The organism is Neobacillus sp. PS2-9 (assembly GCF_030915525.1).
Lineage (GTDB): Bacteria > Bacillota > Bacilli > Bacillales > Cytobacillaceae > Neobacillus.
Map to the genome: position 1 here is coordinate 3,833,246 of NZ_CP133269.1, position 26,704 is coordinate 3,859,949.

Genomic DNA, 26,704 nt, shown 5'->3' on the forward strand with positions numbered 1-26,704 from the left:
GTAATGAACCGGTGGCTGCACCGGTCATCACACCTTATTTAAACCAACCCTTTTCTTTCGATTGAGTAATCGCTTCGATACGATTTTTCACTTCTAACTTATCTAAGATAATTGAAATGTAGTTGCGAACAGTTCCCGTTTTAATACTGAGTTCCTCTGCAATCTCTTTTGTATTCTTTCCATCAGCAACTAGCTCTAACACTTCTCTTTCTCGGTCCGTTAAAGGATTTTCCTCTCCATATACATCATCCATTAATTCTGGCGCATAAATTCGTCTTCCTGCCATCACACTGCGGATAGAGTTTGCCAGCTCCTCACTTGGACTATCCTTCAATAAATAACCGCTTACCCCTGCCTTCAATGCACGTTGGAAATAACCTGTTCGGGCAAAAGTGGTTAAAATGATTACTTTACAGCCAGAGCCTTTTAATTCTTCTGCTGCTTCCAGTCCGCTCTTTCCAGGCATTTCAATGTCCATAATACAGATGTCAGGCTTTAATTTTTTTACAAGCGTGACAGCTTCTTCCCCATTTGACGCCTTCCCGACTACTTCCATATCATCCTCTAAATTAAGCAGTGAACCAAATGCTCCTAATAACATTTGCTGATCTTCAGCGATAACAATATTAATCATTTCCGGTCCTCCTTCTCTATAGCTTGTTTCACATCATTAGGTACTCTGATAATTAATGTTGTACCTTCCTTTGTAACAAGCTCTAGGCCGCCATTTATAAATTCCAATCGTTCTTTCATGCCAATTAGACCATGTCCTTCAGCCAATTTGTCAGTGTCTCCTTTAAATTTACCGTCATCGCGGATCGTTAGAACCGTTTCTTTCGAGGATTGCTCGATGGAAATAATACAGTTTTTAGCACCACTGTGTTTGACCACATTGTTCACGGCCTCTTTCAAGCACATACTTAATATATTTTCGGTTAACAGGGAAACATTCGATAAAGAAAATTCACCTTCGCTGATAAAATGGATTTGAGCAGCCTTAATGATTTGTTTCACTCGTTGAATCTCATCCTTTAGACGAATTCCCCGCATGGAAGAAACCATCTTCCTTACCTCACTTAAAGCTGTTCTAGCCGTTTGCTGAACATCCTTTAATTCAGATTTCGCCTGTTCCGGATCTTTTGAAATTAGTTTCCTTGCCAAGTCCGTCTTCAAACCAATTAGTGACAGTTTTTGTCCAAGGGTGTCATGGAGGTCCCGGGCAATGCGTTGACGCTCCTCCAGCTTAACCAGTTCAGAAATCCTTTTGTTCGCATCTTCCAGTTTTACCTCAAGCTGCCCCCTCTCCTTCCGATTGTAAATGCTAAAAGGGAGTAGAATGACACTGATCCAAATGATGATAACGAAAGGCAACTGCTGTAGAAATAGCTTCTCTTGCATGACAATACTGTAGTTGATTGATGCCGATGTACTGATTAAATGAATAAAGTATAACGTGAGGAAAGCAACTCTGTCTTTAATATTGCCAATAAAATAGGCCAGAAAAAAGGCAAAGTAAACGTAGCTGAACAGGTTAGTCGCAGTAATCGAAATGGCGATTAGAATTAGTGTCCAAAGATAAACGGGCCAACCTTTTGAAATAAAGGCAATTCGGTAAAGGATAAAAAATATCAGAGTTAGTAAAATTCCTACAACGATTTCAATAGTGGATGGTGCTTGAAATATAAAATAAAAAGGTAATATGCCAAGAACGGTCCAGATATACGGAGCAATCCCATTATTTTTTTGAAATGTCATATACCTTTTAATCATAAATAAAACCTCATTTTCACATGTACTTTCCATTTATTATAACTCAAAAGTATACATCTCAACAGCTTGTTTAATATATGTATTTTACATATATATGTAATAATATAACTACTACTTTTATATATTTAATTAGTCAGAATTTTGTAAATGTTTACACCTAGCAAATCTTGGCAACATATGTTTATAAAAACATTAGGAGGAATCAAAATTGGGAGAAGTAAATAACGATTGTTCCAAAATTCCTTATTTGCGATTTGGTATGGGTGAGCCTTTAGTATTTATTCATGGACTTGGAGAGGTAAAGGAGGGGTGGTCTAACCAATTTGAATTTGCCGATCAGTATGAGTTAATTATTCCAGATTTACGGGGACACGGTGAATATCAAGCACCAGGTGAGATAACCATTCCAAACTTTGCTCAAGATATTATCTCTTTGCTAAAAGAACTCGGAATTGAAAGCGCACACATATGTGGGTTATCGATGGGTGGCATGGTAGCTCAGGAAATATATCGTCAGGCCCCTGAGATGTGCCGCTCATTAATGCTTGTAAGTACATTTCATTATGCTCCTAGACGTTTGGGAAAGTTATTTTTAAAGTTCCGTCAGGCTCGAGTTGAAAATAAATCTCCCGATGTCCTTAGAGAAACTGCCGCAAAGGTCTGCCTCTATTCGTGGACAAAAGAAAACTTTGATTCCTTTTTTCAATTTTATCAGCCTAATAAAGAATTCTACTTCAAATCGATGGAAGCATGCCTTCATGTGAACAATTTAAGCCTGCTGCCAACCATCAAGGTTCCAACCTTAATTATTGGCGGACAGTATGATTCGGTCATCCCCGTGTGGGTCCAATTATTCATGCATAAACAAATTCCTCATTCAGAGTTTGTCATTTTCAGAAATACGGGTCATATTGCCAAACTTGAGGCCAAGGATGAATTTAATCAAGTGCTACGTAACTTTTTAATTAAACATAAAAAGGCAAGCTAGTGGGAAGGAAAATTCCTTTCCCACTCCCGTTGCCCATACATAGTTTATATGTTCTTGTACCTAATTTTATGACTAACTCTTTTTACAAGGTATTTGATCTCTTAGAAGCCCATTGGTCCACAATCCCAGCAAACAAACCAGAAAGTGCAAGGCTAACATGTCCTGCCTCTACACTAATATAAGTCTTGTCTTCACTGGAAACTAAATCCATAATCGGTTTACTTTGCTCTTCTAGAATTAAATTGTCTCGAGAACCTGACACCACGTATAAATTCGCCTTAATATTTTTTAGATCAACCTTTTTATTTCCTAAAACTAATTCCCCTTTAACCAGCTTGTTCTCCTTAAAGAGATCATTGGCTAATTGTCTGTATGCTTCACCGGCAAATGGAACCTGATCAAGTGTCCATTTGTTCATCCGACGCCATTTTTCAACATATCGGCTGTCGTATGCTCGACTTAAAAGCATCGTATAGTTAGTAAAATAAACAGGTGCCCCAATCGCTCGGAACATCCCCGTTACTAAATCAGGTGATACAAGCCCGTACACATCGATAAAGCGGTCGATATTGATATCACCGTCTCGCATACCTTCAGCCCATTTTTCAGGACCAATAAATGGCTTGAAGTCAATTGGAACAGTAGCAACAATTAAATTTTTAATAGGTTCTTCTGCGATTGCTGCATAAATGGAGGCAATTGTTCCACCTAAGCAGTATCCAATAAGAGTGATTTCTTCTGCTTCGGAATGACGAATCGCCCGCTTAACGGCTGTTCTTAAATACTTATCAATATAAGTATCGAGCCCCATTTTCTTATCTTCATATCCTGGTGAGCCCCAATCTAAAAGATACACTTCATAACCTTTGTTCGTTAAACCTTCTATCACACTTGCTTTTGGAGCAATATCTAAAATATATGGTTTGTTAAAAAGAGAATACACAAAAAACAAGGGTATTTCATATTTTCTCTGTTTGGCAGGGTAATGCCATAATACGGATTTATTTTTCCTCCATACTTCGTTTCTTGGAGTATGACCGACTTTGGGTTCAGGTTGACTAAATACCTTGAACAAATGCTCCCAGCGCTTCAATTCTTTTTCAAAATCAAAAGTTGGGAGTACTTCTTTGAATGGTGCCTCAGTCCCCATTGTACTTCACCCCCTCCTATTAAATTGTTGTACCAGCTCCTGTTAACACTGGCTCAGTTTTTTTGTCTTTTTCAATAAGGTTTTTAAGCGTTTCAAACTCTTCCTTAAAATGATTTAATTTCATCAACTCAAATTTCATTTCCTGAATTTCTTCATGTAAATCCTTTGTATCTGCCAGTTCTTTTTTCGTTTTTACCAGTTCTGTTTTTAGTTGTTTTGTAAGTTTAATAATCTCCTTGGAGATCTCAACGACACTTCCAATTTCCTTGCTCTGCGATTTCATACTATCTTGTAAATCCCATATTTGCTCTTCTAGTGCTTCTATTTTTTCTTCCGTTTGTAACGTTAATGCAGCTACATTGGATACATCGTTTTTTGTTGGTAAATTTAATGCACCTGCCAACGCCTCTTGATTCTTTTTAAACGCTTCTAGGTACCGGGAATGAATTTCAGTGCCTAGATGCGACATTTTCACAAATTCCTTGTTATCTGTCCAAAGGTAGATAAAATCATTCATTTGCTTTTCCCAAGCTTGGCTGAACTTGTGTAGATATTCATATGGATCGTAAGGTTTTTGGCCTGTCATGTTTATTCACCTCATTATGATTTGCTATATTCTGTCATATTTTTCATATACTTTTGAAATGGTAACATCGTGTTTTTAACTTGCTTAGCAAATAGATTCACAAACATCTTTTGATTTTCATATAACACATTTGTTGTTTTCTTTACGCTATCAATATATTTTTCTCGCGCACTTTTTCTAAAAGCAACGTATTGTTCGGCTGTTTCCACATATTTGTCAAGCGCTTGCAATTGACCTGTGGTTATCGCTTGTGCAGGGGTTAATAATAGATGAGCGGTTTTATTTTGAATATCATCTACTACCCTATTAATTTCTTCATATGACTTAACTGGGAAAAAATACTGTAAAGTAGTGGTGGTTGCTAATACCTCTTCACGGGCTACTTTTTCCCAATCCTTCAGTTCCATGCTAAATTGAGCAGCAATCGTGACAACATTCTCTTGATCTTTTTTTATCTTCTCCACATAGTTTCTTACAGACTCAAGGAAGCGCTCATCCCGCTTGTTAAAGCGATCCTTCCATGCATCCAATTCATCAAAACCAAGCCTCCAAAGCATATCTAAACTAGTTAAGTCCTTTTCCACCGCATCCTCAGATTTTTGATCCAACACTTGTTCATTTTTTTCAGTCATTGTCGATCTCCTCCAAATCAAATTCTTCCTTAAATAATTGCTTTAATTCTAGTAATTCTTTTTCTAAGTTGTTTATTTTACTGCTATGTAGATCTTTCATTTCATTTCTTAAAAAGGTTACCCATTCCTCCAACGAACGATGAATGGAGTTTAATTGGAGCTGATTCTTATGCTGGCTTTTGTTAAGCGTATACATTTGGTCATCAAGACCATCTATTTTTCCCTCATAATCAACGATTCTGACAGAAAGTGCCGTTAGTTCATCTTTATTCACCAGGCCTATATGATTTAGCCATTTAGTTGTTAACCTTCTGTGAATCTTTACTCGTTTCAGATGTGCCTCAAGCGCTCTGCCAGCTGCCAGTGTATAAGCTCGGTTATTGGTAGTGGCATGGATTCTTTTATTCATTTGTGCTTCTATTTTTTTATAATACGCTTCCCTATCACGTTGCATAGAATCCATATCATTCCCTCTTACTAACCGGTTGGTATGTTAAATAAAACATACAATTACCAAGTGTTCAAGTGGTTTCCTTTGTAATTCACAAAACTTTTAGAAATTTAGTGTACAGTTCGGATTGTTTCCAAAGTAACGAGTTTATTGAACGCCTGCCGTCGTTCCACCATCTACAACTAACACATGACCAAATACATAGTCAGAAGCGTCAGAGGCTAAAAATAAAGCCGGCCCTTTCATATCGTCATCAGATCCAAAACGTCCCGCGGGTGTTCGTTCAAGAATCTTTTCACCAGAATAGTCCAAAATCGCCTTTGCCATTTTGGTTCGGAAGAAACCTGGTGCAATCGCGTTAACATGAACATTATATGGCGCTAATTTTACTGCAAGGTCCTTGGTGAAGGTAATGACAGCACCCTTACTTGCAGAATAACCAATCGCATCCATTACCAATGGATCCTGTCCACCCATTCCAGCGATAGAAGCTATATTAATAATTTTCCCCGAACGTTGTTCAACCATAATTTTCCCAACAGCCTGTGAAAATAAGAAAACAGCTTTTAAGTTAATATCCATGACTTTATCCCATTTATCGGCAGGCATTTCTAATGCTGGTGCTCCCCAGCTTGTCCCGCTGTTATTCACTAGGATATCAATTCGACCAAATTCCTTCACTGTTTCATCGACCACATGCTGAATATCTTCAGGATTGGACACATCACATTTAAATGCTAGGGCAAGAACACCCTTTTCTTTTAAAGCATCCGTAAACTGTTGGCAGGCATCGAGGTTCCTTGAACAAATCACCACGTTAGCACCAGCTTCTGCGTACGCTACAGCAATTTGCTGACCCAGACCTCTTCCTCCACCGGTTACAATGGCTGTTTTTCCTTTTAAACTAAACAATTCTTGAATATTCATCTTCTCCACCTCATTTATTAAGCTTTTACTTTGGCTTTCTCTTGATCTCTTAAAACTCTTCTTAGTAATTTACCAACAGTTGATTTTGGTAGTTCCGAAAGGATTTCTACTTCTTTTGGCGCCTTATATGGAGCAAGGTTTTCTCTGCCAAACTGTTTAATTTCTTCCTCCGAAATGATTGCACTCGCTTTCAATTTGACATATGCTTTTACGGTTTCCCCTCGGTAAGGGTCAGGTACACCCACTACGAGTGCTTCCTCAATCTCCTCAAGCTGATAAAGCACTTCCTCAATTTCACGTGGATACACGTTGTAACCGCTAGCAATAATCATGTCCTTTTTACGATCAAGGATATAAAAGTACCCATCTTCATCCATTTTCGCAACATCACCTGTGAATAACCACCCATCCTTGATGACTGCAGCTGTTTCTTCAGGAAGATTCCAATAGCCTTTCATTACCTGTGGACCCTGAATGATTAACTCCCCAGCCTCTCCAACAGGCGCATCGACAAATCCCTCATCTGTTTCTTGAACAATTCTAGCAATAGTACTTTGAACTGGAATACCAATACTTCCATATTTCCTTGGCACAAATGGCGGGTTAAAAATAACTGTTGGTGCTGCTTCAGAAAGCCCATATCCATCTAAGAGCTTGGCACCAGTTCTGACTTCGAAGGTTTTTGCAGTCTCTACTGGGAGTGGGGCTCCGCCACAACTAATATAATAAAGTTCATTAAACCCATAATCTTCTAGGTCTGGTTGACTATTCAGTGCTATGAACATCGTTGGCACACCAGACATTTGGAACGGCTTTTCCCGTTTTACGGTTTCCATTACTTCTCTCGGATCAAAGCGCGGCAACAGGATTTGATTCGCACCCTCTCTGATTCCACAAAGTGCAACACTGGAAAGTCCGTAAACATGAAACATTGGTAAAACCGTAATCATTTTAAAATTCTCAGGCCTCTTAAGACATGCCTTATAGGAGAAATCGCAAACTTGATTAAAGTTTGCTAGTAGGTTCGAATGAGTAAGCATGACTCCTTTGGAGAACCCTGTTGTTCCACCTGTGTATTGCAGAAGGGCAACATCTTCATTCCGATTAATTTCAATTTGAGGAATGGTTCCCTCACTATCTATGAAATCATCAAAATAAAAATCACCGTCATCAAGTTCCATTTTAGTGCCGCCAAAGCTAACGACAAGAACTTTTTTAATAGATGTTTGTGGTTGAGCTTTTTTTACTTTTGGATAAAGTGTATCGAGTACAACTATGTATTCTGAGCCGGAATCATGTAATACATGTTCTATTTCTCTCTCTACATACATTGGATTCACTTGAACAGCGATTCCACCTAGGCGAAAAGTACCGAATAAGGTGAATATGTAATGCGGGGAATTAGGAAGCATAATAGCTAAACGGTCGCCTTTTTGAAAGCCGTCCTCATGGAGGGCTGCCGCAAGCCGATCGGTTAGTATTTTTGTTTCATGATAACTCCACACTCTTCCTAAAAAGGTGAATGCAGGCTTGGTATTATAACGGTTTACTGCGTCTTGTAAAAAATCGTAAAGTGATTGGTGGTCAATACTAACATGTTCATTAATTCTTGGGTCATAAATGTTCAGCCATGGCTTTTGCTGATAAACCATAAAATCAGATGCCTCCTCAGGAATTTTCTTATCAATATCCCTACTAAATCTGGTGCATATCTTCGAACATAGTTGACTACTCTATTAATTAGAATATTAATATAATTATGATTATTGTATTAAAATTTAGATTTGTAAACCCTTCCTTCTCGACATTTTTCCACAATCATCTAGTACCTCGGGTGACTCGTTTACAATCGAGTTCCTTTCCTCTCGATATTTATCCCTTTCGCCAAAGCTAGGTTTTTACAAGAAAAAAAGAAAAAATATCGAAATTTGTCGTAATATTTCTCGATTTATGCCAAATTGCCATGGTCCCCCTCTTCCATTCCACTTACAAACTAAACCACCAAACCACCCCTGGTTCCCGTCTATTCACTAAAAATGATATTCTTATATAAGACTATCTATGATATCAGGTACCAAAAAGGACATTTGCTCTCACAGGGTAATTATCTTTTCTAAATTTTATGAATTTTCACACTTTACAAATAGTGGGAAGGAGATTTATGATAATAGCAATAGGAGGGATTGAAAATTGGATCAAGTATTTACTAGTTGCTCTGGTATTCCATACTTGCGCTTAGGTGTTGGTGAACCATTAGTATTGATTCATGGGCTTGGTGAAGTAAAAGAAGGCTGGAACAATCAGTTTGTGTTTGCAGATCAGTATGAATTGATTATTCCTGACTTAAGAGGTCACGGTGACCATACTACTAATAAAGATATTTCTATCCCACACTTTGCCCGTGATATTATTTCCTTACTGAAAGAGCTTAGAATTGAAAACGCTCACATATGTGGTTTGTCTATGGGTGGAATGGTTGCACAAGAAATATATAGTCTGGCCCCTCAAATGTGCCGTTCCTTATTGCTTGTCAGCACGTATCATTATATGCCAAAACGTCTCGCGAAACTATTAATCACCTACCGTAAGGCTCGATCACTATCTACTCGCCCCAGCATGTCAAAAGATACCGCTGCTCGCATTTCTTTTAGCTCTTGGAACAACAAGACCTTCGAAGAATTTCATCAATTCTATAAACCTAATCATGATGTCTTTCTAAAATCCGTTCAGGCCTGTCTTCAAGTAAACAATCAAAAACTACTTCCAAAAATAGAAATTCCAACACTCATCATTGGAGGACAGTACGATTCAGTAATCCCTGTTTGGATGCAGTTATTCATGCATAAAAAAATACGCAACTCGGAGTTTGTGATCTTCAAAAACACAGGACATATTGCCAAGTTAGAGTCAAAAGAGGCATTTAACAGAATCGTTCGCAACTTTTTGAAAAAACATAGAATAGTAAGTTAAGTGGGAGGAATTTTTTCCTCCTTTACTCTAGTTCTTTGCTGGCATAATCTCTCATATAATTTACCATTATCTAACAGGAAGGAGTAGTAAACTATGCCTACTACAAAATCAAATGGAATCAATCTTTATTATGAGGTTCATGGTCAAGGTGAACCTTTACTTTTAATTATGGGGTTATCACTTAATTCTAAGTCCTGGTTTAGGACACTGCCTGCTCTAAGTGAGCACTACAAAGTGATTATTTTTGATAATCGCGGGGTAGGATTAAGTGATAAACCAAATACTCCTTATTCAATTGAGCTTATGGCAGAGGATGCTAGAGCTGTCTTAGATGCGGCTGGGGTAGAAACATCCCATGTATATGGCATTTCCATGGGTGGTATGATTGCCCAAAAATTGGCTATTAAGTACCCTGATAGGATTCGGTCACTGATTCTTGGCTGTACCACATCGGGCGGTGTTAATCATGTACAACCAGGTGCAGATGTCAGCATGCTCATGCTTTCGAGAGGCTCTTCCATTGCAACACCAGAAGAAATGGCTTGGGCTACCGCTCCGATTCTCTATAGCCAATCCTTCTTGGAAGATCAACGTGAGTTGGTTGCTGAAGATATCCAAAAACGCATTGAGATCCCAATCCTGCCATATGCTTACATGCTACAGCTCCAGGCCTGTCTCACCCATGATACCTACAATGAAATAGACCAGATACAAGTTCCTACCCTAGTCATCCATGGTGATGAAGATAAACTGGTACCATATGAAAATGGTGTCACATTAGCCGAAAAAATCCCAAATGCAGAATTCTTAACGATTCAAGGTGCAGGTCACATTTATGTTACCGAAGCGAATGATTTTGTAAATGATAGAGTGCTAGAATTTTTAAAGAATAAATAATGAGAACAAAAGGCGGAAGCGCCTCGTTCAGCCCCGACAGGCAAATGTTCTTCGGCGGGAAAAGTACGCCTTTTGACTTTTCTTGCCGAAGGTTATTTGACCCGAGGGGCTAGGCGCTGGAGCTAGATTCAGATATCTTTTCCAATTATCTACTCTTATAACTTTTTATAATTTCTTATACGGTGGAAAAAAATGCCCGAACTCGCAAAGTGATCGGGCATTTCTGTGAACCTTCCTTCTATTAAGCTTTCACTTTCGCAAGCTCTTGGTCTCGAAGGACCCGTCTGAGTAATTTACCAACAGATGATTTTGGCAGCTCGGAAAGGATTTCCACTTCTTTTGGTGCCTTATATGGTGCAAGGTTATCCTTAGCATACTGGAGAATTTCCTCCGTTGATAGAGTATATCCTTCAATCGGCTTAATGAACGCCTTTACCGTTTCCCCGCGATAATCATCAGGGACACCAATGACAATCGCTTCCTCCACGCCCTCCATTTGGTAAAGAACTTCTTCAATTTCTCGTGGATAGACATTATAACCGCTCGCAATTATCATATCCTTCATTCGATCAAGGATATAAAGATACCCTTCTTCATCCATTTTCGCAATATCTCCGGTAAACAGCCAGCCATCCTTCAACACATCTTCTGTATCTTTTGGACGGTTCCAATACCCCTTCATAACCTGCGGACCCATAACGATTAATTCTCCCGCTTCACCAACAGGAACATCTACAATTTCCCCGTCTTCCGTCTCCCGAACAATTCTCACTACAGTACTTTGAACCGGAATACCAATACTGCCATATTTCCTAGGTACAAATGGCGGATTAAAAGCGATGGTTGGAGCTGCTTCAGAGAGGCCATATCCATCCCTTAGTGTAGCTCCAGTTATTTTTTCAAAGGTTTTTGCTTGTTCAACCGGTAGTGGTGCGCCACCGCTGCCTACATACCACAATTCTTTTAAATCACAATCCTTTAGTAATTCTGGCTGACTGTTTAATGCAAAATACATGGTCGGGACTCCTGCAAAGAGAAATGGTTTCTCCCGCTTAATGGTTTCTATTATCTCCTTCACGTCAAAGCGAGGAAGGATGATTTGATTGGCTCCCTCTCTAATGCCACATAGCGCCACACTAGAAAGGCCGTAGACATGAAACATCGGAAGAACCGTAATCATTTTAAATGATTCAGGAATCTGTTCACATGTGTTATAAATAAAATCACAGACCTGATTAAAGTTTGCAAGCAGATTATAATGTGTCAGCATGACACCTTTAGGCACACCTGTTGTTCCACCTGTGTACTGTAAAACGGCAACATCCTCATGTGGGTCAATCTCAATTAATGGAATCTCTTCACCAGCTTGAAGGCATTCTTCAAAATAGTAATCCCCTTCAGCGAGTTCCTTCCGTTCCCCACCAAAGCTGACCACTATCACCTTTTTCAAGAAGGTGTCGGATTGAACCTTCTTCACTTTTGAATAAAAGGCATCCAGCGCAACCATAAACTTGGCACCTGAGTCATCCAATACGTAGGCGATTTCCCTTTCTACGTACATTGGATTGACTTGGACCGCAATTCCACCTAAGCGGAAAATAGCAAATAATGTGAAAACGTATTGCGGACAGTTCGGCAGCATAATGGCCACCCTGTCACCTTTCTTTAAACCTTCTTTATGTAATGCAGCAGCTAGCCGATCAACCATCATTTTTGTTTCATTGAAACTGAATACCTTTCCATAAAAGGTGAATGCAGGTTTGTCCCCAAAACGATTGACAGCACTTTCTAAGAAATCGTAAAGTGATTCGTACTTTACACTTACATGCTCATCCACTCTCGGGTCATAAAGCTTCAACCAAGGCTTTTCCTGGTACATCATACATACATGCCTCCTTCTTATTTATTAATACACCTAAATTATTGTAAGGAATGGAAAATTTGTAAACGCACGAATCTCGACACCTTTCCTCATATGCACTTGTTGATATATCATGTAACTTAGATTAATATTTCATTTTTGCGCTGGTTTCCATAGAAGCAAACTAGAATTCCGTCGAATCATGTCAGAATCGTCCCTGTTGTTCACAAAAACTTAACATGAAAGTGTGAAATTTTTGTGATGAATTTAAACTTACTGCCTCAAAAAAGTCCCCTAGGTACTTCGGACAATGTAAGCGAAAAAACAGAAACACTGTCAGAAGTCACGGCAGCTTCGGACAGTGTTAGCAAAAAAAATAGAAACACTGTCAGAAGTCACGGCAGCTTCGGACAGTGTAAAAGAAAAAATAGAAGATTCCTTTAAGTTTGGAAATAATCAAGAAGATTTATCAGTTTATAAGAACAATGGGATCAGTGAATTCCTGTAAAATTTACAGAATTCCTAAAAAACTACTAATTATTGATTCTGAATCGAAAAATCAATCGTTTTATAGGCGACAAAAAAAGTTGCTAATGAGTAAATAGCCTCCTTTAATCCAAAAATAAAAATTGAACTACTGAAAATAAAAAAATTTAGAAATAGAATATATTGTCCTATTGAAAAGCGGGAACGTTTGCTGAATAGAATGGCGAGTACCTCGGTCCCATCTAAGCATCCACCAAATCGTATAGTGATTCCAACTCCTAAACCTAAGATAATTCCACCTAGAATGATCACCAATAGAGGATGATGGGTTAGCGCTGGATAAGGCTCTAGCACATAGGTTCCCACTGACAAAGTGAGAATAGCGAATAGGCTTAAAGCCAGAAACCTTTTACCCAAATATGAATAGCCGATTATGAAAAAAGGAGTATTCAATAATAGTAGAAACAATCCCACCTCTTGACGGGTAATATGAGAAAGGATGATGCTGATACCTATTACGCCTCCATCAATTACATAATTTTTCACTAGAAATAGCTGCAAGGATACGGCAACTAGGGATGCCCCGCAAAAAATAGAACAGCCTCGTTTATAAAAGGAAATGCTACTCGAACGATTATTATCTATGTAATAGTTCACTCTTTTTCTGAACATAGTGCTCCCCTTTTATATAAAATAGCGTACATGCTTGATTAAATATATTCTTTGCAATGTGATTCAATTCTTTGTTGCATGAAAAAAAGCCCCCCATTAGCATTAATAGGGGACTAATCATCCTAAATGGTTAAATTTTTCATAGGTGCAGGTCGAATACCTGACCTAATCTGGGTGTTAGGAATTTTTTCTAGGATTTCCAAATCAGAGGCTTATTCGGACAGGGTGAACGGATTTTTACCTAAAATTGTCCAAATCACTGCCTTATTCGGACAAGATGAACCGATTTCTATCTAAGATTGTCCAAATCACAGCCTTATTTGGACAAGGCGACCCGATTTTTTTCCTGGATTGTCCAAATCACCGCCTTATTCGGACAGGGTGAACCGATTTTTACCTATGATTGTCCAAATCACTGCCTTATTTGGACAAGGCGACCAGATTTTTTTCCTGGATTGTCCAAATCACAGCCTTATTTGGACAAAGTGAACCGATTTTTACCTAAGATTGTCCAAAACACGACCTTTTTCGGACAGGGGGTAATTTTTTACTTTGGATTCTATATTTTAGAAAAATCGTACGTTACTCCAGTTAATTTTTCCGATACTTCCCAAAGCTTCTTCATGATTTCCGTATTGTACACACCAGGAGCGGGAGTTTCTATCGTTGGGTTTCCTTTTCTATTTCCTCTTCCATCAGGCCCTATGTATTCTCCGCCGTTCAAGCTGGATTCTGTTGCTGAATATATAGCTGGCAGTGCCCCCATATCCGCTGGTTGAAAAAATACTTTCATGAGAGCTTTGAGATACCCCGGCGCGTCTCTTTTTCCTAATTTAAATAAATTCGTTGAAGAAATACCAGGATGGCAAGCAAGACTAATTGTTGGAAGCTCATGCTCTTTTAACCTATTGTCTAATTCCTTAGAAAATAGTAAATTAGCAAGCTTGCTCTGCCCGTAAAACTTCATACCCTTATAGCCTTTTGATCCATCAAGATTATTAAAATCAATGGAAGCCCCTCTATGTGCAATACTGCTAAGTGACACTACCCGTGATTGTGGAGTGTTCTTTAGTAACTGTAGTAATAGGCCTGTTAATGCAAAGTGTCCTAAATGATTACTTCCAAATTGCAATTCAAATCCGTCTTTTGTTAAACCATATGGAGGCAGCATCACCCCTGCATTGTTAATCAAAATATGTAGGGAATCATATCGTTTTTTATAATTTTCCACAAAATCCCTAACACTAGTTAAATCAGCTAAATCGAGTCGAATAACAGCAACCTTTGCTTGAGCTACTTCCTTCACTATAGACTCTGCCGCAACCTTGCCTTTTTCTTCATTCCTTACAGCTAATATAACTTCAGCACCACTCTTACTTAAAGATTTTGCGGCTTCATAGCCAATACCGCTATTTGCTCCTGTAATGATAATTTTATGGCCTTCTAAATTTTTCACCAACACCCAACACCACCTATTAAAATTTACAAAGTTACGCCTGAGATGTAATCGGATGCTTGAATTTTTCAGGCAATGTAACATTTGTAAGATTTTTTATAAAAAGAACATTACTAGATTGGTGAATCTCCTTCGTAATAAGGAACTCACAATTATCTAGATGAAAATGAAAAATGATTTTTCTAATCCCTGGTGAGGCAATCGTGTTTAGGATTAATTGAATATCTACTTCCTCAGTTGAAACTATATCATAAAGATGAATGGTATCATCTTCTTTCTGAAAAATAACCAGTACCTTTTCATCCTCAAGATAATAGATGTCCTGACTAAACACCATTATGCAATAAAAAATTAGTAGTTCCTCACTGCTTGCAGTTCCAAAAATCTTTGAAACTGAATTTCTATTTGCAGCTAAGGTGTAGATAAAAGATAAGTCTTCTGTGTTGGTCCCATCTAATTTCTTTATTCTCGATGGGTTCGTAGGTTCAAAATCATAGTTCGTTGAAAACTGAATTTCATCCATTGCTTTGAACCCAAACTTAGGATAGAAATCCAACACCGTTTGATTGGCAAACAAATAGACAAGGTCGACATTTTTAAAATCTTCTAACACGATCTCCATAAGTTTTCTAGATAACCCTTGATTACGATAATCCGGATGTGTCATAACCGTTCCGATTTGAATGGCTCTCTTGCTCTCACCTTCAATCACCAAGGTTAGGAGATTAACCGAGACATTCGCAACCACTTTCCCTTGGTGAATAAAGGAGTATGGCTGATATTTATCTGTCCAGTATCCATGTTGATACCAACTTTCAAATTCAATTCCAAATGTATGTAAGGCCAGCTCATTAAAGCTTCCCCTTAACGCTTCATTCTCTTTATATCCCTTTTCAAATTTTAAGCCTTCCATATGATACCCCCAAAAGAAAAGGACGAGGCATTTTACTCCTCGCCCTTCCCAGTTTATTTATCTTTTAACATTTTAAATACCTGTTCCACATCTTTATCGCCGCGACCAGATAAGTTTACAATCAACACATCTTCAGGAGATAAATTTTTTGCCAGTTTGATGGCATAGGCCACTGCATGGGAGCTTTCTAATGCTGGTATAATCCCTTCCGTTTTACTAAGCAGTTGAAACGCTTCTAACGCTTCTTGCCCCCTAACCGTTACATATTCTGCTCTTCCGCTAGTTTTTAAATGGCTATGTTCAGGTCCGACCCCAGGATAATCCAGTCCAGCAGCGATTGAATACGTTGGTTTCGGCTCTCCCTTTTCATCCAATAGTGTTAAACATTTAAAGCCATGAATGACAGCCGGAACTCCTTCAGTTAGGGTAGGTGCTTCCGCTGGTTCCACTCCAATTAATCGAACAGATGGTTCCTCAATATAATGAGCAAATGCACCAATCGCATTACTGCCACCACCTGCACAGGCAACAACCGCTGTTGGCAGTTTTCCTTCTTTTTCAAGTATCTGACGTTTGGATTCTTCGCTAATAATAGATTGGAAGTGTTTCACCATTGATGGATAAGGGTGTGGGCCAACAGCCGAACCTAATAAATAAAAGGTATGTTGATAATTTTGGACTAAGTCACCTAATGCTTCATCGACAGCATCCTTCAAACGGCCCTGGCCTTTTTCAACTGCAACCACTTTTGCTCCTAGTAATTCCATGCGAAACACATTAAGAGCCTGCCGCTCCGTGTCCAGTTTCCCCATATATATGATACATTCCATCCCAAACATCGCACAGGCAGTAGCTGTAGCTACGCCGTGCTGTCCAGCACCTGTCTCCGCGATAATACGCTTGGCACCCATCCGTTTGGCTAATAGAATTTGTCCGATGGCATTATTAATTTTATGAGCACCTGTGTGGTTTAAATCCTCTCTTTTGAGATAGATCTTCGCTCCACCGATTTGTTTCGTTAGATTTTCCGCAAAGGTTAACGGGTTTTCTCTTCCAATATACTCTTTTAGGTAATAGTTGAACTCCTCGATGAATTCAGGATCATCCTTATACCGTAAAAATTGCTCCTCTAATTCGTTCATGACCTGCTGTAAATCCTCAGGTACAAAACTTCCACCAAATTCTCCAAAGTATCCTTTATTTTCTACGCTCGTACTTTTCATTCTCAACTCGACTCCTTCTAAACTAGTAATTTGGGAAAGAACACCGAAATATTTACTGAATATTCCATAAAATCATTTTAACACACAGCTATAAATCTGCAAATCTATAGCTTTTAAAAAAAGCCCGCACACAAAAGTGCAGACTTTCTTTGATGACGATAACATTATTCATATCTTAATGATTCAATCGGATCAAGCTTTGAGGCCTTGTTTGCTGGAAGCAGTCCAAAAATGATACCTATTACCATCGAAAACAGTACTCCACCTAATACTACCTGCCAGGAAACTAAGGATGGCCAGCCTGCAAAGAAGCTTACGATTGTGGCAGTTCCCCAACCAAGAAAGATTCCAAGAATCCCCCCAATAAAAGTTAGTGTCATGGATTCTATTAAAAACTGTGTTAACACCTGACCTCGAGTCGCACCTAGAGCCATTCGAATACCAATCTCTCTTGTTCTTTCCGTTACAGATACTAGCATAATATTCATTACCCCAATTCCACCGACAAATAAGGATATACCGGCAATACTACCAATAATTAAGGTCATGATTTTTGTCACTTGCCCAATTCCTTGAGCAATTTCTTCCATATTGATGACCTGATATGATTTTTCGGTATTATGCATCTTATTTAATAGTCTTGAAGCCTTTTTACCAGCAACCTGCAGCTGTTCAGCAGATGCCGCCTGGAGTGTTACTTGGGTATAATCACTGCTGCCATACATATTTCTCCACGTTTGGAAGGGAAGGTAAACCTCCATTGATCCAAAAGAAAGAAGTCCAGTCGGCTTTTCTAGTACACCGATGATTTCAATTGGCTGATTGGCGACCATAATGATTTTTCCAACAGGATTGTCCCCTTTAAAGAGTTCCTCCTGCATTTTGGAGCTAATCACTCCGGCTCTCCTTCCACCGAGAAAATCAGAAGCAGAGAAGTTTCGCCCCTTTGTTACTTTTAATTTATTTAACTTTAAAAAGGACTGATTGATTCCAGTTGTAGAAACATCGGCCGTATCCTTTTGAAATCTTGCTAGCGACAATTTTGTGCTTGATGCTACCACTCTCTTAATCTCTGGGATTTGTTCCAGCGCACGAATATCTTCTTGTTTAAATGGTGCTTGAAGGAACACATTAGGGTTTGCCCTCATTTCTTCATCAGACGGTTGATAGAACATTTCGATTGTATTTCCTGAGCCAGTAATCTGTGTTTTCAGCATGGCTTCCCCACCCTGCCCAATTGCTACTACAATGATGACAGCTGCTACACCGATAATAATTCCTAGCATAGTAAGAATACTTCGCATCTTATGGGCCTTAAGAGAGCTCAATGCCATGATTAGATTTTCCATAAAACTCATTGCAACATCCCCCTATCAATTAGTGTAGGGGACTGGATTAGTCCATCCCTTACCATGATAGTCCTGTTTGCATATTGAGCAACTTCAGATTCATGTGTGACCACAACTACCGTTACGCCTTCCTCATTTAGCTTACTAAACTGATCCATGATGTCTATGCTTGTTTTTGAATCAAGTGCCCCTGTCGGTTCATCTGCTAAAATTAGCTTTGGCTGGTTAACAATCGCTCTCGCAATGGCCACGCGTTGCTTTTGTCCCCCAGATAGTGCATTTGGAAGGTGGTTCATTCGGTCTGACAAGCCTACTTTAATCAATGCCTCTTCCGCACGAGCTTGCCGTTCTTTTTTTGAAATTCCGGCATAGATCATAGGGAGTTCGACATTTTTTAAAGCGGACAATCGAGGCAAGAGATGGAACTGTTGAAAGACGAAGCCGATGGACTGATTTCTTACTCTAGCTAATTCCTTATCGTTATAGTGTGATACATTTTCACCAGCAAGAAAGTACTCACCCTCTGTGGGCTTATCCAAACAGCCAATAATATTCATTAATGTGGATTTTCCCGAACCGGATGGACCCATAATCGCAACAAATTCACCTGATTCAATCATCAGACTGATTCCGTTTAATACATGTACATTCTCTTTCCCTAGCATAAACGATCGTGTGATTTTTTCTAAACGAATCATTTGACCTTCACTTCCAGCCCATCCTTAAGTTGTTCAGGTCCATTTATGATGACTTTGTCATCCTTTGAAACACCTTCAAGGATTTCAATCTTATCTCCAGACGTGATACCTGTTTTCACCTTTTGTTTACGCGCCTTTCCATCCTTTACAACATACACATATGGCTGATCTCCATCATCATGTAAGGAAGCTACTGGAAGAACCATGGCCATCTTTTTGTCTGTTTCAATTTCCATAATGACCTGAAACCCTGGTTTTAAAGCTTTTGTATCACCCGAGATGTTTACCGTTACAGGATATTGCACTGCCTGACTGCCGTTTTGAAGACCAGCTTGATTTTGCTGTGGAAGGACACTAATCGTGGTGACTTCTCCCTGCCATTTTTGTTCTGGTACTGCGTCCGAACGCAAAGTAACTTTTTGTCCACTGCTTACCTTTATAGAATCGTATTCAGATAAGAGTCCTGTAGCGGTTAATCCTTCAAGCTTTCCGATATGTATAAGGGGCTCAAGATTCGATGCTTCTGCAGTGGATGTACCTTGTTTTTTCACCGTTAAAACAACACCATCAATTGTACTTCTTATCTCTAATTCGCTTTGACGCTTACTAAGCAAATCCTTTTGAAGGGAGGCTTGCTTAAGATCAATATTGGCTAACTTTTTTTCCATTTCAAGCTGCTCACGTTCAGGGGCAAGCTGTTTTTTAGCTTCCTCTTTTCCAACCTGTTCAGCTAATGTTGTTTCTTTTTCCTTAAGCTGTTTTATTTTTTTATCTAGTTGGGTAATTTTCAGATTAGCTGATTCAATGGCTAATTTATTTTGCTCCCTTTCCAGGTCGAGTTGAGGATTTTGAAGTGTGGCCAACACTGTACCTTTTTTAACCGTCTGCCCTTCTTTAACAAGTAAATCCTTCAATTCGCCTTTTTCTGGTGAAGTATAAACCACTTGTTCCTCGTGCAATTTAACTGTGCCGGGAATCATTAATAAAGAGGAAATTTCCTCCTGTGTTATTTGTACGATTTTTACAGAAGATCCTTTTGCAAAAACCTGACGGTAGACGCTTACTCCAATCATTATAATGATTAAGCTGACAACACCTATGGTAATCCATATTTTCTTTTTCATTTTATGCGGACAAAAGAAGAGTCCCGCTCTTCAAGAGGGGAACTTCCCTTCTCCTGTTCTCCCTTCAATTTTTCAAGTTTTGTAGTTTAAAGTTTTGGCACGTCTTGTAACAAGGTTCCGATTAAACCAAAACCAATCCCGATTAAGAAGAAAATAATTGCAATGGTCCAAGCAAGCCCCTTTGAGAATTGACCTGTTTTGTGAAGTCCCAAAGCTGTTAAAATTAATGTCCAAATACCGAATACTTCGATTGAGCCTAGGAACCCGGCCTTATCTTGATTTAATAATCCTGCTAAACTAGTAACATATATTTCAACGTCCCCACCTATCGCATACCTAATTCCCATATTTAAAATAAGACCAACAGCTCCGATGACCATAATAAAAGTATTCATGGAAAATAACTGTTTAAAGGTTACTGATGAACTCGCAATCTTAGCTATCGCCAATTGGATGGCACTGCTAATCAACACACCCAAAATAGGCGAAATGATACCTGTTATTGCTACTGTAATTTTAGTAATGGTTAATACTATTTCTACCTGATCTTCTGGGAGCCCCTGATCAATTAACGTTGAAGCATCAATGCTAAAAGCCATAAAGACGGTTCCTATTGCGTATAGAATACTAACAATCACTAATGGTACCCATATTTTTGGATTTTCTCTAATCCTCTCAAACTGTTGCACCGGATTCGTAAACATTCCAAATAAACTCGGTTTCTCTTTCTGTACCTTAACCTCATTTTGTAATTCCATTTTCTAACCCCCTATTTCCACTTATGTAAAATATTCCTAGTAGGTATACGACACCCTAGTTAAAAAGTTTCACTTTTTTTTCAACAAATTGATGGCACAAAAAATAGGACGAAGATTTCTTCGCCCTACGTTTTATTTTTTTATTAGGCTCTGTTAAACTTGCCTGTTGATTTCCGCTCCAGGCACTTCGCTTTCCGTGGGTGTTTCGGCGAGCCTCCTCGGCGCATGCGCCTGCGGGTCTCCCCTGAACCATACTCCCACAGGAGTCTTCGTGCCTTCCGCTCCAATCAACATGGTGTAAAAAATCAACACTGTTCTTTAACACAGCCTTTTAATAAGGTATGTTTTTTTATTAAGGTACGATATTCCCTGCTGCCTTGTAGATGGAATACCATTCTTCTCGTGTTAAGCGGATATCGGAGCCTTTACATGCGTCCTTCATCCGTTCTACTTTGGTTGTTCCAAGCACGACTTGGATATTAGCTGGATGACGTGTAATCCATGCTGTTGCGATAGCTGTATTGGTCAATCCGTATTTTTCAGCAATCGTATCAATTACCTGATTTAACTCAGGATATTTTTCAACATCACCTAAAAATGATCCTTCGAAGAAGCCGTGTTGGTATGGGGACCATGCTTGCATGGTGATGTCGTGTAGTCGGCAATATTCTAACACACTGCTATCGCGATTGATGGACTGGTCGATATTCATGTTTAACGCAATTCCAGAATCAATCATTGGTGTGTGCGCAATACTAAACTGCAGCTGGTTTACCACCAATTTATAAGGGATATACTTCTGCAACAGTTCTATTTGGGCTGGATTATGGTTCGATACACCAAAGTACTTTACTTTTCCATTCGTATAAAGTTCTTCAAAGGCCTCCGCAACCTCAGCAGGATCCATTAATGGATCTGGACGATGAAGTAGTAAAATATCGAGGTATTCGGTGTTTAACCTTTTTAAAATCCCGTCAACGGATGAAATAATATACTCTTTTGAGAAATCAAAAAAACCGGAACGAATCCCGCATTTACTTTGGATAATCATTTTTTCACGGATGCTTGCATTCATCTGAATAGCTTCTGAAAAGATCTCTTCGCTTTTTCCTTTGCCATAAATATCTGCATGGTCAAAGAAATTAATCCCTTCGTCCATGGCCGTACGTATCAGCTCTTCTGCTTCAACCAAGGAAAGTTGAGGCAAGCGCATATTTCCCATTATGATATTGGATGCTTTTAAATCTGTATTGGCAATGTTTATGTATTTCATGTAAAAGCCCTCCTTTTTCCTAATCATTCACATTATACTCTAACTTTCTCCATAATCCCAAAAGCGAGGATCAATAAACAAAAAAGGAAGCGAAAAAATCAAACAGACCTAAAGGGTCTGTTTGATTAGTGAAGTTTATTGAAATTCTATGAACCTCTTATCCTTCTAATAATAATGAGTGTGGATCTTCTAACAATTCTTTTACAGTCGCCAGGAAGCTAACTGCCTCTTTTCCGTCCACAATACGATGATCATATGAAAGTGCAATATACATCATTGGACGGTTTTCCATTCGTTCACGATCAATCGCAATTGGTCTTGTTTGGATTTTATGCATACCAAGAATCCCTACTTGAGGACTATTCAAAATCGGGGTTGACATCAACGATCCAAAAACCCCGCCGTTAGTAATTGTAAATGTTCCGCCTTGCAAATCATTAAGAGTAAGGGCATTATCACGAGCTTTTTTACCAAGATTACTGATATCTTGTTCGATTTCCGCAAAATTCTTCTGGTTTGCACCGCGTACAACAGGTACGACCAACCCTTCAGGTGCTGCAACAGCAATTCCGATGTCATAAAATTTCTTAATAATCAATTCATCGCCTTGAATTTCCGCATTTAACAAAGGAAATTGCTTTAAAGCTGAAACAACTGCTTTAGTAAAGAACGACATGAACCCAAGACGAACACCATGTTTTTCATAAAAAGCATCTTTTCGTTGATTGCGTAGGTCCATAATAGCCGACATATCGACTTCGTTAAATGTGGTCAACATCGCCGCTGTGTGTTGAACTTCTACTAAGCGTTTAGCGATAGTTTGGCGACGGCGGGACATTTTCACTCGTTCCACTGGTTTGTCAAACTCTTCATCTATTTGTTGTACTGCCGGCTTTGGGCTTGATTTTTCCACTTTTGTTTCTTCTTTTACAACAGGAGGTGCCGAGGTATGTGCTTTTACATCTTCAGGTCTAATTCTGCCAAGTGGATCACGGCTGCATACTTGGGATAAATCGATCCCCATTTCTCTTGCCAATTTTCTTGCCGCTGGTGAAGCAATTGGACTTGCGGCTTTCGGAAGTTCAGGCTCAGGTTGTACACCCTGTTGATTAAAGGTTTCTACTTCTGCCGTTTTTTCCGGTGTAGAGGTTGGAGCAGATGGAGTTGCTCCTGCACTAGTATTCTCTTCGATAATAGCAATTACATCCCCTACCTCAACAATATCGCCAGGTTCTTTTAGAACCTTTGTGACTACACCTGAGTATTCGGCATTTATTTCAATATTAACTTTGTCAGTTTCTAGCTCAACAACACTATCACCTTTAGTTACTTTATCACCAATATTAATGAGCCATTGTGCAATTGTTCCTTCTGTAATGGATTCTGCCAGTTCTGGTACTTTGATTTCAATCATGTGTCGTATCCTCCTAGAAATGATGTTAAATCTTCGATTATGTTAGTCTATTCAACTCTAGTATTTTGCGGGTTGATGATGGATCATTAAAAATTAAATCGTATGTTTGTTTCTTTACTATCTACTAGACTTCTGAAATTCAAAGCCTGTTGAATAATACGTTCTTGTTCCTGCTTATGAACGGTTGAATCGCCGCCTGCTGTACTTGAACGTTTTTGACGACCGATGTAACCAACTGTCAGGCTGTCAGAAGATGCAAGTTCAAAAAGAGTTGGGGCAATATAATGCCACACGCCCATATTTTTCGGTTCTTCCTGTACCCACATGATTTCCTTCAGGTTCGGGTAACGCTTAATGATCGCTTCTACTTTTTCTATTGGAAATGGATACAATTGTTCGATTCGAACGATGTGTATCTCTTCTAAGCTTTGATTTTGTTTCCTTGAGTCGATTTCCACAGCTAAATCAATCGCCATCTTACCGGTTGTTAACACTAAACGCTTTACCTTATCAATCTCTTTTCCAAGCTTCGACTGTTCCACTACTGTTTGAAAATGGCCTTCGCTTAGATCAGTCCCAGAAGAAGCGACTAACGGATGACGCAGAAGACTCTTTGGCGTCATAATCACCAATGGACGAACAAACTCTGTTCCTAAGATGGATGCTTGACGACGTAAAATATGAAAATATTGCGCCGCACTTGTCAGATTGGCAACCGTCCAGTTATTTTCAGCTGCTAACTGTAAAAAACGTTCAGGTCGGGCACTGGAATGCTCCGGACCTTGCCCTTCATAGCCGTGAGGCAACAGGAGTATCATCCCTGATTTTTGCCCCCATTTTGCTCTTGCAGATGAAATAAATTGATCATAGAGAGGCTGTGCTGTGTTGGCGAAGTCTCCATATTGTGCTTCCCACATGACAAGGGTTTCAGGAGCAAATACATTGTATCCATATTCAAAACCTACAACAGCCGCTTCCGAAAGCGGGCTATTATGAACCGCAAACGATGCTCGAGCATCGGGAAGATGATGCAGTGGTGAGTAGGTTTCATTTGTTTCTGAATCGTGGAGCACTATGTGACGTTGGGCAAAGGTTCCGCGCTCAGAATCTTGACCAGTGAGACGAATTGGCGTACCGTCTTTTAACATCGAAGCAAATGCCAGCACTTCCGCTACTGCCCATTCTACCTTTCCGTTCTCTTCTAGTGCGTTATCACGGCGCTCAAGGATTCGCTTTAATTTTGGATAAACATGAAAACCATCCGGCCATTTGAGTAAATCCTGGTTTAATTTACGAAGCGTATCAAGTGGCACGCTTGTTCCAAGCGGTGGAATTCCTTTGGAAATTACCCTCGGAACCTCTATTTCTACAAAGGGTTCACTCTGCTTCTTCTCTTCCACGTTTTCATACTCAGCCTGCAACTTTTCTTGAACGCGGCGATTGATTTCCTCCACTTCTTCTTGATTAATAATGCCTTTATTTTGTAATTGATTAGAATACAAGGCTCTTACAGTTGGATGCTTCACAATTTTTCTGTATACCTGCGGCTGGGTGACCGCTGGATCGTCCATTTCATTGTGGCCAAATCGACGGTATCCAACTAAATCAATCAAGAAGTCTTTTTGGAACCTATTCCGATATTGATAGGCAAGTCGAACTGCTGCTAGACAGGCTTCAGGATCGTCCGCATTAACATGAATAATCGGAATCTCAAATCCTTTCGCCAAGTCACTTGAATATCTCGTCGAACGAGAATCGTGGCTATCGGTCGTAAAGCCGACCATATTGTTGGCAATGATATGAATCGTTCCGCCTGTTCGATATCCTTTTAACCCACTTAAATTTAAGGTCTCCGCTACAATTCCCTGACCTGGAAAGGCTGCATCGCCATGAACTAAAATCGCAAACGCCCTATTTACATCCTGCTTAGGGTAACCAGCATTCTTTCGTTCTTCTTGGGCGGCTCTTGCAAACCCTTCGACGACTGGATCGACAAATTCCAGATGACTCGGATTATTGGCTAAGGTAATTCGTGTGCGCATCTTACCGGAGCCATCCATGAATCGATTGCGTCCTAAATGGTATTTCACATCTCCAGTCCAGCCCTCACTAATGTCAACTAAATCTTCTGACGGTCCCTGTTGTTTGGCTGATGAATGTTGAAATTCAGAGAACATCTTGCTGTATGGTTTGTTCAATACATGTGCAAGGACACTTAAACGGCCGCGATGCGCCATTCCAATTACGACATTCCGTGCCCCATTCCCGACACCTTCGTGTACCGCTTCATTCAACATTGGAACAAGCATGTCAACACCTTCAATGGAAAATCGCTTTTGACCCACGAAGGTTTTATGCAAAAATTGTTCGAATCCTTCAACCTCTGTTAAAGACTGCAACAAATTCGTTTGTTCTTCTTTAGATAAGGAGCGATGCAATGAACCAGTCTCTACCATTTGATTGAGCCATACTCGTTCATCCATCAGTTGAACATGATTAAATTCATAAGCTAGTGTGGAAGTATAAACACTTTTTAGATGGTTCATAGCATCCCATGCGGTTTGAATGCCTTCCGGTGCCTCTTCCCAAACTAGCTTAGCTGGTATCGCTTTCAAATCATTTTCACTTACCCCATGTTTTGCTGGTTTAAACAACTCTTGATTTTGTAGATTTACCTCTAATGGATTCAGGTTTGCAGCTAAATGACCATTGAAACGTATTTCATCAAGGAGTTTTACCACTTTTAGTATTTTTTGTATATTTACGGATTGATTAGATTCGATAGATTCTTTATTAAGGGGCTCTTCGTTGTCTCGTAACTCAAAAGACAAAGGTGAACCACATTTAATAAATAGTTCTTTTAATTTTGGATCAATGGAGTCTTCTCCGTTCGTATATCGTTCATATTGTTCGATTACATAGCCAAGGTTTGGGCCATTGAATTTTCTCCACGGATTTTGTTGATTCTTTTGTACTTCCATTCACAATTCCCCCATTGTTGTGTTGCTTTATATGTCTCGTTTCGGATTATTTAGTGAACTTATAATTAATTGCTTATGGTTAAGGATAATGTAATAATTGAAATAAATAAAATGCTAAATTATTA

At 39.3% G+C, this 26,704-nt stretch carries 23 protein-coding genes; 3 read left to right on the top strand and 20 right to left on the bottom strand.

Annotated elements, in window-relative coordinates; all coding sequences use genetic code 11:
• Positions 1–34: 34 nt before the first annotated feature.
• Positions 35–634 (bottom strand): response regulator, encoded by a 600-nt coding sequence (locus RCG25_RS19265; RefSeq protein ID WP_308080433.1) that lies wholly within the window; start codon positions 632–634, stop codon positions 35–37.
• Entirely contained in the window at positions 631–1,770 is a 1,140-nt protein-coding gene (locus RCG25_RS19270) for a sensor histidine kinase (RefSeq protein ID WP_308080434.1), read from the bottom strand. Before RCG25_RS19270 ends, RCG25_RS19265 begins: the two co-directional genes overlap by 4 nt.
• A gap of 208 nt (positions 1,771–1,978) precedes the next feature.
• On the opposite strand from RCG25_RS19270, the gene RCG25_RS19275 reads away from it, so the two are divergent.
• Positions 1,979–2,758 (top strand): alpha/beta fold hydrolase, encoded by a 780-nt coding sequence (locus RCG25_RS19275; protein WP_308080435.1) that lies wholly within the window; start codon positions 1,979–1,981, stop codon positions 2,756–2,758.
• Positions 2,759–2,840: 82 nt separating this feature from the next.
• On the opposite strand, the gene RCG25_RS19280 is transcribed toward RCG25_RS19275, so the two are convergent.
• The 6 genes from RCG25_RS19280 to RCG25_RS19305 all read right to left on the bottom strand — a co-directional run bounded on the left by RCG25_RS19280 (position 2,841) and on the right by RCG25_RS19305 (position 8,156).
• Entirely contained in the window at positions 2,841–3,908 is a 1,068-nt protein-coding gene (locus tag RCG25_RS19280; protein ID WP_308080436.1) for an alpha/beta fold hydrolase, read from the bottom strand.
• 19 nt (positions 3,909–3,927) lie between these two features.
• A complete protein-coding gene (locus tag RCG25_RS19285) occupies positions 3,928–4,494 on the bottom strand; it encodes a polyhydroxyalkanoate biosynthesis repressor PhaR (protein WP_308080437.1) in 567 nt (188 codons plus the stop codon).
• A gap of 14 nt (positions 4,495–4,508) precedes the next feature.
• Entirely contained in the window at positions 4,509–5,126 is a 618-nt protein-coding gene (locus tag RCG25_RS19290) for a hypothetical protein (protein WP_308080438.1), read from the bottom strand.
• On the bottom strand, positions 5,119–5,589 hold the full coding sequence (locus RCG25_RS19295; protein WP_308080439.1) for a hypothetical protein: 471 nt from the start codon (positions 5,587–5,589) through the stop codon (positions 5,119–5,121). Before RCG25_RS19295 ends, RCG25_RS19290 begins: the two co-directional genes overlap by 8 nt.
• Before the next feature lie 135 nt (positions 5,590–5,724).
• Complete coding sequence (locus tag RCG25_RS19300) at positions 5,725–6,504, bottom strand: SDR family oxidoreductase (RefSeq protein ID WP_308080440.1); 780 nt, start codon at positions 6,502–6,504, stop codon at positions 5,725–5,727.
• 17 nt (positions 6,505–6,521) lie between these two features.
• Positions 6,522–8,156: a long-chain-fatty-acid--CoA ligase gene (locus RCG25_RS19305; RefSeq protein WP_308080441.1), complete on the bottom strand. Its 1,635-nt coding sequence runs from the start codon at positions 8,154–8,156 to the stop codon at positions 6,522–6,524.
• Positions 8,157–8,694: 538 nt separating this feature from the next.
• Between RCG25_RS19305 and RCG25_RS19310 the strand changes: the two genes are divergently transcribed.
• A complete protein-coding gene (locus RCG25_RS19310; RefSeq protein WP_308080442.1) occupies positions 8,695–9,474 on the top strand; it encodes an alpha/beta fold hydrolase in 780 nt (259 codons plus the stop codon).
• 93 nt (positions 9,475–9,567) lie between these two features.
• Positions 9,568–10,371: an alpha/beta fold hydrolase gene (locus RCG25_RS19315; RefSeq protein ID WP_308080443.1), complete on the top strand. Its 804-nt coding sequence runs from the start codon at positions 9,568–9,570 to the stop codon at positions 10,369–10,371.
• A 241-nt stretch (positions 10,372–10,612) separates the two neighbouring features.
• Here the strand turns inward: RCG25_RS19315 and RCG25_RS19320 are convergent, their stop codons facing one another.
• From RCG25_RS19320 to RCG25_RS19375, 12 genes are all read right to left on the bottom strand, one after another.
• The gene (locus RCG25_RS19320) at positions 10,613–12,253 is read right to left on the bottom strand and encodes a long-chain-fatty-acid--CoA ligase (protein WP_308080444.1); all 1,641 of its coding nucleotides are present in this window, start codon (positions 12,251–12,253) and stop codon (positions 10,613–10,615) included.
• Between the two features lie 516 nt (positions 12,254–12,769).
• A complete protein-coding gene (locus tag RCG25_RS19325; protein WP_308080445.1) occupies positions 12,770–13,390 on the bottom strand; it encodes a YitT family protein in 621 nt (206 codons plus the stop codon).
• Between the two features lie 559 nt (positions 13,391–13,949).
• Positions 13,950–14,918 (bottom strand): oxidoreductase, encoded by a 969-nt coding sequence (locus RCG25_RS19330; RefSeq protein ID WP_374121087.1) that lies wholly within the window; start codon positions 14,916–14,918, stop codon positions 13,950–13,952.
• Positions 14,881–15,759 carry a GNAT family N-acetyltransferase gene (locus RCG25_RS19335; RefSeq protein WP_308080447.1) on the bottom strand — a complete coding sequence of 293 codons (879 nt, stop codon included), beginning with the start codon at positions 15,757–15,759 and terminating at the stop codon, positions 14,881–14,883. Before RCG25_RS19335 ends, RCG25_RS19330 begins: the two co-directional genes overlap by 38 nt.
• Positions 15,760–15,812: 53 nt before the next feature.
• Positions 15,813–16,982 carry a tryptophan synthase subunit beta gene (trpB, locus tag RCG25_RS19340; protein WP_308080448.1) on the bottom strand — a complete coding sequence of 390 codons (1,170 nt, stop codon included), beginning with the start codon at positions 16,980–16,982 and terminating at the stop codon, positions 15,813–15,815.
• A gap of 164 nt (positions 16,983–17,146) precedes the next feature.
• A complete protein-coding gene (locus tag RCG25_RS19345) occupies positions 17,147–18,340 on the bottom strand; it encodes an ABC transporter permease (RefSeq protein WP_308080449.1) in 1,194 nt (397 codons plus the stop codon).
• On the bottom strand, positions 18,337–19,029 hold the full coding sequence (locus tag RCG25_RS19350; RefSeq protein WP_308080450.1) for an ABC transporter ATP-binding protein: 693 nt from the start codon (positions 19,027–19,029) through the stop codon (positions 18,337–18,339). Before RCG25_RS19350 ends, RCG25_RS19345 begins: the two co-directional genes overlap by 4 nt.
• Positions 19,026–20,153, bottom strand: coding sequence for an efflux RND transporter periplasmic adaptor subunit (locus RCG25_RS19355; RefSeq protein WP_308080451.1), 1,128 nt, complete (start codon positions 20,151–20,153; stop codon positions 19,026–19,028). The genes RCG25_RS19350 and RCG25_RS19355 overlap by 4 nt, the downstream gene beginning before the upstream one ends.
• Positions 20,154–20,239: 86 nt before the next feature.
• A complete protein-coding gene (locus tag RCG25_RS19360) occupies positions 20,240–20,911 on the bottom strand; it encodes a YknW family membrane protein (RefSeq protein ID WP_308080452.1) in 672 nt (223 codons plus the stop codon).
• 352 nt (positions 20,912–21,263) lie between these two features.
• Entirely contained in the window at positions 21,264–22,184 is a 921-nt protein-coding gene (locus RCG25_RS19365; RefSeq protein ID WP_308080453.1) for an aldo/keto reductase, read from the bottom strand.
• Between the two features lie 157 nt (positions 22,185–22,341).
• Complete coding sequence (gene odhB, locus RCG25_RS19370) at positions 22,342–23,598, bottom strand: 2-oxoglutarate dehydrogenase complex dihydrolipoyllysine-residue succinyltransferase (protein WP_308080454.1); 1,257 nt, start codon at positions 23,596–23,598, stop codon at positions 22,342–22,344.
• An 86-nt stretch (positions 23,599–23,684) separates the two neighbouring features.
• Positions 23,685–26,579, bottom strand: a complete 2,895-nt coding sequence (locus tag RCG25_RS19375) for a 2-oxoglutarate dehydrogenase E1 component (RefSeq protein ID WP_308080455.1) — start codon at positions 26,577–26,579, stop codon at positions 23,685–23,687.
• Positions 26,580–26,704: the final 125 nt, after the last annotated feature.